This window comes from Paraburkholderia sediminicola, from assembly GCF_046027825.1.
Lineage (GTDB): Bacteria > Pseudomonadota > Gammaproteobacteria > Burkholderiales > Burkholderiaceae > Paraburkholderia > Paraburkholderia sediminicola_D.
Window position 1 is genome coordinate 1 of the sequence record NZ_JAQQDU010000047.1, and the last position, 12,918, is coordinate 12,918.

Sequence of the window (12,918 nt, forward strand, 5' to 3'; positions counted from 1 at the left end):
CCCCCGGGGCGGGGTCCTTTCCCTCACCCGGGCCGCGTCGGCGATTTCGGCGACATCATGCAAAACCGCATTTTCCCTCACATGTTCGGCGACCTCGCGCGCGACTTCGGCCAGCCGGTGATGCTGTGGCAGGTTGGCGTCCTGCTGGGGACGCTTGCCGTTGCCTGGCTGCTCGCGCGTCTTGTTCGCCGGTCGCTCGATCTGCGCCGTCAGACGCGTTACCAGACCCTGCGCTTTGGCGCGGAAAGCCTGAACCGGGCGTTCTTTCCGTTGATCGGGGCTGCGCTTGTGTGGCTTGCGCAGGCGATCACCGGCCAGTTCATGCACACTTCGCTGCTTGATCTGGCGCTGGTGCCGCTAATCGGTATCGGCCTGATTTACATCGTATTTTTCTTCGCGCGGCGGGTTTTCAGCCAGGACGGCGCGAACCATCCGTGGCTGTTTCTCGTCGAGAAGATTGTCTCGCTGATCGTCTGGATCGGCATGGTGCTCACGGTGATGGGCATTCAGGACGACGTGCTCGCCTGGATGGGCAGCGTGCACTTCAAGGTCGCGAATGCGCACATGACGCTGCTCTCGCTCACCACGGGCCTCCTGTGGGTGTGCGTGACGATGATCGTCGCGATGTGGCTCGGCGCCACGTTCGAAGACCGCCTGATTCGCTCGACGACCCTCGACGCCAACCTCAAAGTGGTGATGGCGCGCGTCGGCCGGGCTGCATTCGTGCTGGCGGCGGTGTTGATCAGCCTGTCGCTGGTGGGCATCGATATTACGGTGCTGGGCGTTTTTGGCGGTGCGCTGGGTGTGGGCCTGGGGTTCGGGCTGCAGAAGATCGCCAGCAACTACGTCTCGGGCTTCATCATCCTGATCGACCGCTCGCTGCGCATCGGCGACACGATCAACGTCAGCGGACTGCAGGGCATGGTCACGCAGATCCGTACGCGTTATACGGTGGTGCGCGGCCTGGACGGTATCGAAACGCTGATCCCGAACGAAAAACTGATTACGGACGTGGTGCAGAACCAGTCGTCCTATCTGACGCGCGGCTACGCCAAGGTGGCCGTGCAGGTCGCTTACTCCTCAGACGTCGAGCAGGCGATGGCGTTGCTCGCCGAAGCCGCACAGGGCGTGGCGCGGGTGCTGCAGGAGCCGGCGCCCACGCCTTATCTGGCAAGCTTTGGCGCCGACGGGATCAACCTCGAGCTGGGCTTCTGGATCGATGAGGCGGCGACAGGCACGGCAGGCGTGCGCTCGGCCGTGAATCGCAACATCTGGCGTCTGTTTTCCGAACACGACATCTCGATTCCTTTCGCGCAACGCGAAGTGCGAATCGTCGGCAACGTGAGCGACGCAATGCCGCAAGCGGTAACAATGACCGCTCCTGCGGCCAATCAGGCTGACAGCGCCCGCTGACGGGCACTTCGAACCCGCCGGCAGGTCTAAAAATCACCTCCGGTGCGTTCCTTTCCGTTGATGCCGCACAAAAAATCCCTATTTGTTACAAACACTTGGAACGCTTCAAGTAGAATATCGTCCAATCCCGCTGTATGCTTTCACTTTCTTGACACGCGCATTTCGCGTGTGTCTGGCGTCTCTTGTTCCACAGGTAAATTGCCTTGTTGAATTCTTTGCTCGATTTCCTTGCCCACGGCCTGTTGCATTTCTCGTGGTGGCAACTTGTGCTGTACACGCTGGTCGCGACGCACATCACGATCATTGGCGTAACGGTCTATCTGCATCGCTGCCAGGCGCACCGCGCGCTGGAGCTGCATCCGATCGTCAGTCATTTTTTCCGTTTCTGGCTGTGGATGACCACCGGCATGCTGACCGGTCAATGGGCCGCGATTCACCGTAAGCACCACGCCAAGTGCGAGACCGAAGAAGATCCGCACAGCCCGCAAACGCGCGGCATCTGGAAGGTGCTGCTCGAAGGCGCGGAGCTGTACCGCTCCGAAGCCAAGAATGAAGAAACGATGCGCAAGTTCAGTCACGGCACGCCGGACGACTGGATGGAACGCAACGTCTACACCAAGTACCCGATCCTCGGCGTGAGCCTGATGATGGTGCTGAATGTCGCGCTGTTCGGCGTCGTCGGCCTGACGATCTGGGCCGTGCAGATGGTGTGGATTCCGTTCTGGGCAGCCGGTGTGGTGAACGGCCTTGCGCACTGGTGGGGCTACCGTAACTTCAACTCGTCGGATGCCAGCACCAACATCTTCCCGTGGGGCATCATCATCGGTGGTGAAGAGCTGCATAACAATCACCACACGTATGCGACGTCGGCCAAGCTGTCGAACAAGTGGTACGAGTTCGATATCGGCTGGATGTACATCCGCATCATGTCGGCGTTCCGTCTGGCCAAGGTGAAGAAGGTCGCGCCTACGCCGCGCCTGACCACCGGCAAGCTGGTGCTCGATCAGGACACGCTGCAAGCCGTGCTGGCAAACCGCTACGAAGTGATGGCGCGTTACGGCAAGGCGCTCAAGCGCGCTTACCGCCAGGAACTGGCGCATCTGAAGGAAGTCGGCGCACGCGAGAAGTATCAGGTGATGCGTGGTGCGCGTAGCTGGTTCCACAAGGAAGAAGCGGGTCTCAACGAACCGCAGAAGCGCCAGTTGCCGCAAATCTTCGCGAACAGCCAGAAGCTGAAGACCTACATCGACATGCGCAATGAACTGGCGGCGATGTGGGAGCGCTCGAATGCGTCGCGCGATCAACTGCTGATCCAGTTGCAAGACTGGTGTCATCGCGCTGAGCAGAGCGGTATTAAGGCGCTGCAAGAATTCGCGATGCGTCTGCGCCGTTATGCTTGATCGTATGCCCGATCGCGAAATCCATTAAAATTTCGCTACGTCACAAAACCCCGCGTTGGCGGGGTTTTGCTTTTTGGGCCGCGGCAAATTCAACGACACGCGATTGAGAGTCCGCGGCGGCAGAGCGAAGGCAGAGGAGATCATGGATCAGCAGGCGATCAGGACCGTCGAATACGACCGGCCACAGGCGCAGGGCACGACCTGCGGGATCGGGCAGGCGTGGGCGAAGGTGCCCGACGTGCCGTCCGCGGAACAGCGGGTAGCGCTGAAGGAGCGCATCCGCGCATTGCTCAAGCGCGAGAAAGCCGTGCTCGTGGCGCACTATTACGTCGACGCGGAATTGCAGGAACTCGCCGACGAAACCGGTGGCTGCGTGGCCGACTCGCTGGAGATGGCGCGTTTCGGCCGCGATCACGAGGCGCAAACGCTGGTCGTGGCAGGCGTGCGCTTCATGGGTGAGACCGCGAAAATCCTCAGCCCGGACAAGTGCATTCTGATGCCGGATCTCGATGCGACCTGCTCGCTCGACCTCGGCTGTCCGGTCGATGAATTCTCGGCGTTCTGTGACGCTCATCCGGATCGCACGGTGGTCGTGTACGCGAACACTAGCGCGGCCGTCAAGGCGCGTGCGGACTGGATGGTGACGTCGTCGATCGGGCTGGAAATCGTTGCTGATCTGCACGCGCGCGGCGAAAAGATTATCTGGGCGCCGGATCGGCACCTCGGCAGCTATATCCAGAGCAAGACTGGTGCAGACATGCTGCTGTGGCAGGGCTCGTGTCTCGTGCACGACGAATTCAAGGGCATTGAACTCGATCTGCTGCGTGCCGAATATCCGGGCGCGAAAGTGCTGGTGCATCCAGAGTCGCCGGCTAACGTGGTCGCGCAAGCGGACGTGGTGGGGTCGACAACCCAGTTGATCGATGCCGCGCAAAAACTCGACGCGACGCATTTCATCGTGGCGACTGACCTCGGCATTCTGCACAAGATGCAGCTCGCTGCGCCCGGCAAGACGTTGATTGCCGCGCCGACGGCCGGCAACAGCGCGACCTGCAAGAGCTGCGCGCATTGCCCCTGGATGGCGATGAACGGCCTCGCCAATCTCGCCGACGTGCTCGAGCGCGGTCACAACGAAATCTTCGTCGATCGGGCGATTGGCGAGCGGGCGCGTCTGCCGATCGACCGGATGCTCGACTTCGCGGCGCGTCACAAGAAGCGCGTGCAAGCCAGCGGCGATCTCGCGCGCGACGCGCAACTGTATTCGAACGTGGGGGCGGCGTAATGGGGGCGGTGGAACGCAATCAGGTCGAGGCGGTGTCGCCGCTGTTCGCTGAGATTCATGCGCAGTATGGCGCGGCATTCGATGCCGCGTTAGAACGCAACGTCGCCGACGCGCTGGCCGAAGATGTGGGCACAGGCGATCAGACTGGCCGCCTTGTCCCCGCAGACGACGTGCGTGATGCACGCATCATCGTGCGTGAAGATGCCGTGCTGTGCGGGGTGCCCTGGTTCAACGCGGTGATGCGCCACGTCGATCCGCGTATCGAGGTGCAGTGGCGTTATCGCGAGGGCGATCGGATGACGGCGGATACGCCGGTCTGCGCGCTGCGCGGTCCTGTCCGTGCGCTGTTGACTGCTGAACGCAACGCGTTGAACTTCCTGCAACTGCTGTCGGGCGTAGCGAGCGCAACGCGCCGCTTCGTCGACGCCATTGCTCACACGCAAACGCGCATCCTCGATACGCGTAAGACCTTGCCGGGTTTGCGGCTCGCGCAGAAATACGCAGTGCGCGTGGGCGGCGGGGCGAATCAGCGGCTCGCTTTGTACGACGGCATTCTGATCAAGGAAAACCACATTGCCGCAGCCGGCGGCGTCGGTGCGGCAATGGATGCGGCACTTGCGCTGAATGCGGGCGTGTCGATCCAGATCGAAGTCGAAACGCTGGCCCAATTGGAAACCGCGTTGGCGCATCGCGCGCAATCCATTCTGCTGGACAACTTCTCGTTCGATGCGATGCGCGACGCAGTACGTATCACGGCAGGGCGGGCGGTGCTGGAGGTGTCCGGCGGAGTGAACTTCGAGACCGTGCGGACCATTGCGGAAACCGGCGTCGATCGCGTGTCGATCGGTGCGTTGACCAAAGATGTACGCGCAACGGATTACTCGATGCGGATCGTCTGAGTCGCGCGCAACTAAGTCTAAGCTTTCACGATCAGTAAAAAGGCCATCACCGGAGAACCGGCGATGGCCTTTTTATTTCAGCATCAGAAATCAGATGTTGCGATTACGCACATGCTCGGGCGACAGCACCGTCGGCAACGCTTTAGGCAATGTGGCCGGCCAATCGCGGCTAAAGTGCAGGCCTCGGCTTTCACGCCGTGAGCGAGCGCCTTCGACGATTAGCGACGCCACGTCGACCAGATTGCGCAGTTCAAGCAAATCGCGGTTCACCTTGAAATTGGCGTAATACTCGTGAATCTCGTCACGGAGCAGGGCAAGCCGATGCTTGGCCCGCGCGAGTCGCTTGTCCGTACGCACGATGCCGACGTAGTTCCACATCAAGCGGCGCAGTTCGTCCCAGTTGTGCGCGACCACCACTTCCTCGTCCGGATCGGAGACACGGCTTTCATCCCAGTCCGGCAGCGGCGCATGAACGGCGGCGCTGAAGCCTTCTTCCTCGATGGCCTGCGCAGCGGAGCGTCCGATCACGAGGCACTCGAGCAAGGAGTTGCTGGCAAGCCGGTTCGCGCCGTGCAGGCCGGTGCATGACGTTTCCCCGACCGCATAGAGGCCGGCGAGATCGGTCTTGCCGGCCAGATCCGTCACGACGCCGCCGCACGTGTAGTGCGCGGCAGGCACAACCGGAATCGGCTCTTTGGTGATGTCGATACCGAATTCCAGGCAGCGAGCCAGAATCGTCGGGAAGTGTTCGCGCAGAAATTCAGGCGGCTGATGGCTGATGTCGAGATAGACGCAATCGATGCCGCGCTTCTTGATCTCGAAGTCGATCGCGCGCGCGACGATGTCGCGCGGTGCGAGTTCGGCGCGTTCGTCGTGGTTCGGCATGAAGCGCGTGCCATCCGGCAGCTTCAGAATGCCGCCTTCGCCACGTACGGCTTCCGAGATCAGGAACGACTTCGCGTAAGGATGGAACAGGCAGGTCGGATGGAACTGGATGAATTCCATATTCGACACGCGGCAACCCGCACGCCAGGCCATCGCGATGCCGTCGCCGGTCGCGGTATCGGGGTTGGTGGTGTACAGATAGACCTTGCCGGCGCCGCCGGTCGCGAGCACGGTATGCGGCGCTTCGATTGTCACGGTGCGGCCGCTTTGCAGATCGAGTGCATACAAACCGTGACAGCGGCGCCCCGGCAAGCCAAGACGATCCGAGGTGATCAGATCGATCGCGTAGTGATCTTCGAGCAGGGTGATGTTCGGATGGTTGCGTACACGCTCGCTGAGCGTGGCGACCACTGCATGGCCCGTTGCATCCGCGGCATGAATGATCCGGCGATGGCTGTGACCGCCCTCGCGTGTCAGATGAAAGCCGAGTTCGGCGGCGTCGTCTTTGGTGAACGGCACGCCTTGCTCAATCAGCCATTCGATCGCGGCACGCCCGTGCTCGACGATAAAGCGTGTCGCCGCCTCGTCGCACAGACCGCCACCGGCGACGAGCGTGTCGCGGACGTGGTTTTCGATGCTGTCCGCTGAATCCAGTACGGCGGCGATCCCGCCTTGCGCCCAATCGCTCGCCCCTTCGGTCATCGATCGCTTGGCGACCACCGCAACCCGCCGGGTCTCCGCGAGATTGAGCGCGACGCTCAAACCTGCCAGACCGCTACCGACAATCGCTACATCGAATTCCATCGCCCGCATCTCCGCCTTTCGTTTTGCCATGACGGCATGCTGTGTGCATGCCGCTAAAACGAGAAAGGATACGCGTCGCGACGAATGAGGGAAAGCTGGCCGAATGGGATAAGACTGTTCAGGTCGGTAAAGGACGGCTAAACAGCGCGATATTGGGGCGCAGAAACAAAAAAGCCCCGCACGAATGCGAGGCTTTTTTGCAAATCTTTTTTGCCTTCGTCAGGCAGGAGCCAAGACTTACTTAATCTTGGTTTCCTTGTAGTCAACGTGCTTACGGACGACCGGATCAAATTTCTTGATCAGCATCTTTTCCGGCATGTTGCGTTTGTTCTTCGTCGTCGTGTAGAAGTGACCCGTGCCTGCGGTCGATTCCAACTTGATCTTGTCGCGTGCGCCTTTCGCCATGATTTACTCCTTAGGCTTCACCGCGTGCGCGCAGATCTGCGAGCACAGCGTCGATACCGTTCTTGTCGATCAGGCGCAGGCCGGCGTTCGAAACGCGCAGACGCACCCAACGGTTTTCGCTTTCCACCCAAATACGGCGGTTTTGCAGGTTCGGCAGGAACCGGCGCTTGGTTTTGTTGTTCGCGTGGGAAACGTTGTTGCCGCTCATCGGCGCTTTCCCAGTTACTTGGCATACGCGTGCCATGAGAGCACTCCTAATACGCTAATTCTGAGTTCGAACGCCGTGAAAGTTTCCCGAGAAGAGCCGCGCTGAGTTTTGCTGAAACCGCAGACGCTTTTTCTTTCCCGGAAGGCCTTAATGGCTTCGGAACAGGGGGTTGGAAATAGGCAAACCGGAATTCTAGCAGAAAAAAAGCCGCAAAATCAAACCTTATTTGCGATGCCGAACTCGGCACAACGTTGTCGCGACCCTGGTTTGTGCCGTGTCAGGGCCAGCCGGCGCGGGCAAACGAGTAGGTGCGATCTGCGCTAATCACCAGATGATCGATCAATTGCACGTCGATCAGCGTAAGGGCGGCGCGCAGCGTATGCGTCAGCCGGCAGTCGCTTGCGCTCGGCTGAACGGCGCCGGAAGGGTGATTATGCGCGACGATCAGGCTGGCGGCATTCAGGCTCAGCGCTCGCCGCACGATCTCGCGTGGATACACCGCCATGCGTGTCAGCGTGCCGCGTGCGCTCTCGTCGCAGTGGATCAGCCGGTGCCGGGCGTCGAGAAAGAGCGACATGAAGACTTCGTGCGGACTGCCGCCGATCCGCAGGCGCAGGTAGTCTTGCACGGCTTCAGGCGAGTTCATGAGCGAGCGTTCACGCAGCTTATCGACCAGCGAGCGTCGCGCCATTTCCATGATGGCCAGCAACTGGGCCTTTTTCGCCGGGCCGATACCGCGCAGGCCATCGAAGTCCGCGTAGCTCGCATCGAGCATGGCGCGCAGCGAGCCGAACCGGTCGAGCAGCGTGCGCGCGACGTCGAACACGTCGTGGCCGGGCAGGCCCGCGCCGAGCACCAGTACGATCATTTCGGTATCGGACAGCGCGCTCGCGCCTTTCTCGATCAGGCGCTCACGGGGCATATCGTGTTTATGTCATTTGCCGCGCACGAGCTTTCGGGCTGGGCGTCTGGCGGAAAGCGCTACGGCTGCGGACGGCGCAGGCTCCGGCAGGGCGACTACCGGCGGCGTTTCATCTATCGTACAGGCGTGGTCTGCCATCTATCTTGCGTCCTCCGGTTTCGGGGTTGGGGGCGGCGGCCGATGCGCAGCCTTGGCGCAGCGCGCGACGGACGCAAGCCGCCGCTCGCTAGGTGGCTTACAATAGACGCTTTGCGCACGGCACCCCGACGGTTTGCCACACGTGTCGCCTGCGCCCGCGGCGCACGCGTGCAGCGCGCATCGACTGAGCGAGCATTGCATGAGCATCATCGACATTTCTGAAGTGAAACCCGGTTCACACGTGACGCTTCATTACCGGCTTTCCCTTGCCGATGGCGCTGAAGTCATCAATACATTTACTGACAGGCCGGCTACGCTGCTGCTCGGCGCGGGTCAACTGGCGCCGCCGCTGGAAGATATTCTGCTGGGTTTGAAGGTGGGCCACCACTCGAGCTTTCAGCTAACGCCGGATCAGGCGTTCGGTCCGCGCAATCCTGAGCTGATTCAGCGGGTCTCGCTGGCCACGCTGCGCGAAAACAGCATGATCGGCGAGGATTTTTCGCCGGGTGATCTGGTCGAATTCAACGCGCCGGGTGGCGGCCGCTACGCGGGCGTCCTTAAGGAAGTCGGCGAAACGTCGGCGTTGTTCGATTTCAACCATCCGCTTGCCGGCCAGGCGCTGGCGTTTGAAGTGAAAATCATCGGGATTCTGTAAACATGAGCATCACGGATACGACTCTTGCCGAAGCTGAGATCCTGCTGGCGCAGCCGCGTGGGTTCTGTGCCGGCGTCGATCGGGCAATCGAAATCGTAGAACGGGCCATCACGCTGCATGGTTCGCCGATCTACGTGCGCCACGAAATCGTCCATAACGCCTATGTCGTCGAGGATTTGCGCAAGAAGGGTGCGATCTTCATCGAGCAGCTGGAAGAGGTGCCGGCCGGCAATACGGTCATTTTCAGCGCGCATGGCGTGTCGAAAGCGGTGCGTTCGGAAGCCGAGTCGCGCGGCCTGCGCGTGTACGACGCCACCTGCCCGCTCGTGACCAAGGTGCATATCGAAGTCGCGAAGATGCGCCAGGACGGCTTCGACATCGTAATGATCGGCCACAAGGGCCACCCTGAAGTCGAGGGTACGATGGGGCAGGCAGGCGAAGGCATGCATCTGGTGGAAGACATCGAAGATGTGCAGGCTTTGCAGCTGGCCGATCCCGAGCGGATCGCGTTCGTGACCCAAACTACGCTGTCGGTCGACGACGCTGCCGAGATCATTGGCGCCCTGAAGGCGAAATATCCGGCGATCCGCGAGCCGAAGAAGCAGGACATCTGCTACGCCACGCAAAACCGCCAGGACGCGGTCAAGTTCATGGCGCCGCAATGCGACGTCGTGATTGTGGTCGGCAGCCCGAATAGTTCGAACTCGAACCGGTTGCGCGAGCTGGCCGAAAAGCTCGGCGTACCTTCTTATATGGTGGACTCGCCGGATCAGATCGATCCGGTCTGGGTCGAAGGCAAGCGCCGGATCGGCGTGACAGCGGGCGCCTCGGCGCCGGAAGTGCTGGCGCAAGCGGTGATAGGCCGGTTGCGTGAGCTCGTCGGCGTGCGCAACGTGCGTGCGCTTGAAGGCATCGAGGAAAACATCGCGTTTCCGCTGCCGCGCGGGCTGGGTCTGCCTGCCTGACAATCAGCCGACGTTTCTGAAAGAAAAGCGCGCCCTTGGGCGCGCTTTTTTTACGTCTGCAGATTCGTGAGCCCGTCGGCAATAAAGTGCCAGATCACTAAAAAGAACCGTTTTAAGTGTTCTCTTACACAAATTCTTTTGAATTGCGATGTGGCTTTTTATTGATGGCGTAACGATGTGGCCCCATTTAAATCATCTCCAACGCGTTGCGCTTATTTTTGACGCACTAAAATAGTGCGTTCGCCTTGATATCAATGAAAACGTAATACGTAACGCAAACCACGGCGCAATCGGGGATCGGGCCATATCGCTGCAACACTTGATGCCATTGGGTCCAACGGTGGTGCAACTGATGCACAGAAAATAGTCGCAACCCGGTTGCGCCTTTTGTGGGATTCCTCTCTCAAAATAAGGTTGCAATGCAGGAAAACCCCACCGTTTCAACAATATTGCCCGTCGCATAATTGGAGTTACAATGCGCGCGTTCTCAAGGCCTCCGGGTCCCGAACAATAGATTTTGCAAGGCGCAGGAGACCTACTTAATGCGAGTCAAGTTTGCTTACGCCGTGTCCATCGTGACTGCGGTTGCGATGCTGACCGCGTGCGGCAAAAAGCAGGATAGCGAAGCGCGAGCAGGTGCATCGGCTGCCACGGCAGCGGCGGCCCCCGCGAGCGAAGCGATTGTCGTGAAGATCGGTCATGCGGCCCCATTAACGGGCAGCATTGCGCATCTTGGTAAGGACAATGAAAACGGCGCGCGTCTGGCGGTCGAGGAAATCAATGCGCAGGGTCTGACCATCGACGGTCACAAGATCCAGTTGGAGCTCGACGCACAAGATGATGCGGCGGACCCGAAAACGGGTACGGCGGTCGCTGAAAAACTCGTCGAGGATCATGTTGTCGCCGTGGTCGGGCACCTGAATTCGGGCGTCTCGATTCCCGCCTCGAAGATCTACAGCGACGCCGGGATTGTGCAGATCTCGCCGTCGTCGACCAATCCGGGGTACACGCAGCAAGGTTTCAAGACAACGTATCGGGTGGTCGCGACTGATGCCCAGCAGGGGCCGGCGCTTGCCAACTACGCGACGAAAGTGCTCGGCGCGAAACGCATCGCGATCGTCGACGACTCGACCGTGTACGGTAAGGGACTGGCCGACGAGTTCGCGAAGGCGGTACAGGCGAGCGGGGCGAAGATCGTCGCGCGCGAAGCCACGAATGACAGGGCTACGGAGTTTCAGGCCGTCCTTAGGAAGATCAGGAGTGTTCAGCCGGACGTGATCATGTTCGGCGGCATGGACGCAACGGGCGGGCCGTTTACCAAACAGGCGGCGGCGCTCGGTATCAGGGCAAAAATCCTTGGCGGCGACGGTGTGTGTACCGACAAGGTAGGTGAGCTGGCGGGAACCGCCGTGCAAAACCTGGTCTGTTCGGAGGCGGGACTCGCGCTTTCGAAAATGGATAAGGGAGCGGACTTCGAAAAGAAGTACGTCGACCGCTTCCACACACCGGTGCAGATTTACGCACCGTTCACGTATGACGCTGTGTACGTGATTGTCGATGCAATGAAGCGCGCTAATTCGATCGAGGCGCCCAAGGTGCTGGCTGCGATGCCGTCCACCGATTACAACGGGGTAATCGGCCACATCGCGTTCGACGACAAGGGTGATTTGAAAGAGAGCGCCATTACGCTTTACGACTTCAGGGACGGCAAGAAAGCGGTCCTCGACGTCGTGAAGATGTGATGACGGGACGTTCAGCCTGACGGCACCGAAACCACCCAACGGTGCCGTTTTTGCATCCGCCATCGGCAAGTCCACGACTGCATCCCAGTCGTAAGACGAACCGGGCAGCGGATAACCCTTACCGGTCTTTTACATCAGTACCCGCAGTGCCGTTGAGATTGGCGTACCGCATCACCGCCCACCGGCTGATGAAGAACGCGAATCCAGTCGCACGGGCTAAGGAGCATTAAATGGATATCTTCATCCAGCAGGTCCTCAACGGGCTGGTGCTTGGCAGCGTTTACGCCATCATCGCACTGGGCTATACGATGGTTTACGGCATCTTGGGCATCATCAACTTCGCGCACGGCGATGTGTTGATGGTGGGCGCGATGGTTGCGCTCTCAGCCATAGGCGTGCTTCAGAACCACTTCCCCGGCCTCGGCAATGTGCCGACGCTCATCATCGCGTTGATCATCGCGGCAGTGGTTTGCTCGCTGGTCGGCTACACGATTGAGCGCGTGGCCTACCGGCCGTTGCGTAAAGCGCCGCGTCTCGCCCCGCTGATCACCGCGATCGGCGTGTCGATTCTGCTGCAGACCCTCGCGATGATGATCTGGTCGCGCAACCCGCTGCCGTTCCCGCAGCTGTTGCCCACCGACCCGATCAACGTGATCAAGGCCACCGACACGACGCCAGGCGCCGTGATCTCGATGACCGAAATCGTGATCATCGTGGTGGCGTTCCTCGTGATGGGCGGCCTGCTGCTGCTGGTTCACAAGACCAAGCTGGGCCGCGCGATGCGTGCGATTGCTGAGAACCCGGGCGTTGCCAGCCTGATGGGCGTGAACCCGAACTTCGTGATTTCGGCGACCTTCATGATCGGCTCGGCACTGGCTGCTCTGGCCGGCGTGATGATCGCGTCCGAATACGGCAACGCACACTTCTATATGGGCTTCATCCCAGGTCTGAAGGCCTTTACCGCGGCGGTGCTGGGCGGGATCGGCAATCTCGGCGGGGCGATGGTGGGCGGCGTGCTGCTCGGTCTGATCGAACAGTTGGGAGCGGGTTATATCGGCAACCTGACCGGCGGTGTGTTCGGCAGTAACTATCAGGACGTGTTCGCATTCATCGTGCTGATCGTCGTGCTGGTGTTCCGTCCGTCGGGTCTGCTCGGCGAACGTGTTGCGGATCGCGCTTGATCCCTGGGAGAAATCAAAC

11 protein-coding genes and 1 pseudogene are annotated in these 12,918 nt (G+C 60.5%); 8 read left to right on the plus strand and 4 right to left on the minus strand.

What is annotated here, in order from left to right; genetic code table 11:
- The first annotated feature begins 57 nt into the window (after nucleotides 1–57).
- The 4 genes from PQQ96_RS24080 to nadC all read left to right on the plus strand — a co-directional run bounded on the left by PQQ96_RS24080 (nucleotide 58) and on the right by nadC (nucleotide 4,994).
- On the plus strand, nucleotides 58–1,413 hold the full coding sequence (locus PQQ96_RS24080) for a mechanosensitive ion channel family protein (protein ID WP_408297445.1): 1,356 nt from the start codon (nucleotides 58–60) through the stop codon (nucleotides 1,411–1,413).
- A 203-nt stretch (nucleotides 1,414–1,616) separates the two neighbouring features.
- The gene (locus tag PQQ96_RS24085; RefSeq protein ID WP_408297345.1) at nucleotides 1,617–2,813 is read left to right on the plus strand and encodes a DesA family fatty acid desaturase; all 1,197 of its coding nucleotides are present in this window, start codon (nucleotides 1,617–1,619) and stop codon (nucleotides 2,811–2,813) included.
- A gap of 142 nt (nucleotides 2,814–2,955) precedes the next feature.
- Nucleotides 2,956–4,095: a quinolinate synthase NadA gene (nadA, locus tag PQQ96_RS24090; protein WP_408297347.1), complete on the plus strand. Its 1,140-nt coding sequence runs from the start codon at nucleotides 2,956–2,958 to the stop codon at nucleotides 4,093–4,095.
- A complete protein-coding gene (nadC, locus tag PQQ96_RS24095) occupies nucleotides 4,095–4,994 on the plus strand; it encodes a carboxylating nicotinate-nucleotide diphosphorylase (protein WP_408297349.1) in 900 nt (299 codons plus the stop codon). The genes nadA and nadC overlap by 1 nt, the downstream gene beginning before the upstream one ends.
- Before the next feature lie 90 nt (nucleotides 4,995–5,084).
- Here nadC and nadB read toward each other — a convergent pair whose 3' ends face one another.
- The 4 genes and pseudogenes from nadB to radC form a co-directional block, all read right to left on the minus strand.
- Nucleotides 5,085–6,683 carry an L-aspartate oxidase gene (nadB, locus tag PQQ96_RS24100; RefSeq protein WP_408297447.1) on the minus strand — a complete coding sequence of 533 codons (1,599 nt, stop codon included), beginning with the start codon at nucleotides 6,681–6,683 and terminating at the stop codon, nucleotides 5,085–5,087.
- Nucleotides 6,684–6,920: 237 nt separating this feature from the next.
- Nucleotides 6,921–7,088, minus strand: a complete 168-nt coding sequence (rpmG, locus tag PQQ96_RS24105; RefSeq protein ID WP_006050116.1) for a 50S ribosomal protein L33 — start codon at nucleotides 7,086–7,088, stop codon at nucleotides 6,921–6,923.
- Nucleotides 7,089–7,098: 10 nt separating this feature from the next.
- Nucleotides 7,099–7,332 (minus strand): 50S ribosomal protein L28, encoded by a 234-nt coding sequence (gene rpmB, locus PQQ96_RS24110; protein ID WP_007180631.1) that lies wholly within the window; start codon nucleotides 7,330–7,332, stop codon nucleotides 7,099–7,101.
- A 241-nt stretch (nucleotides 7,333–7,573) separates the two neighbouring features.
- Nucleotides 7,574–8,356 (minus strand): annotated as a pseudogene (gene radC / locus PQQ96_RS24115) (RadC family protein).
- Between the two features lie 199 nt (nucleotides 8,357–8,555).
- Here radC and PQQ96_RS24120 point away from each other — a divergent pair.
- The 4 genes from PQQ96_RS24120 (at nucleotide 8,556) to PQQ96_RS24135 (ending at nucleotide 12,899) form a co-directional block, all read left to right on the plus strand.
- Nucleotides 8,556–9,011: an FKBP-type peptidyl-prolyl cis-trans isomerase gene (locus PQQ96_RS24120; RefSeq protein WP_408297351.1), complete on the plus strand. Its 456-nt coding sequence runs from the start codon at nucleotides 8,556–8,558 to the stop codon at nucleotides 9,009–9,011.
- Nucleotides 9,012–9,013: 2 nt separating this feature from the next.
- Nucleotides 9,014–9,976, plus strand: coding sequence for a 4-hydroxy-3-methylbut-2-enyl diphosphate reductase (gene ispH, locus PQQ96_RS24125; protein WP_408297353.1), 963 nt, complete (start codon nucleotides 9,014–9,016; stop codon nucleotides 9,974–9,976).
- 542 nt (nucleotides 9,977–10,518) lie between these two features.
- Nucleotides 10,519–11,718: a branched-chain amino acid ABC transporter substrate-binding protein gene (locus tag PQQ96_RS24130; RefSeq protein WP_408297355.1), complete on the plus strand. Its 1,200-nt coding sequence runs from the start codon at nucleotides 10,519–10,521 to the stop codon at nucleotides 11,716–11,718.
- 230 nt (nucleotides 11,719–11,948) lie between these two features.
- On the plus strand, nucleotides 11,949–12,899 hold the full coding sequence (locus PQQ96_RS24135; protein ID WP_408297357.1) for a branched-chain amino acid ABC transporter permease: 951 nt from the start codon (nucleotides 11,949–11,951) through the stop codon (nucleotides 12,897–12,899).
- The last annotated feature ends 19 nt before the right edge of the window (nucleotides 12,900–12,918 follow it).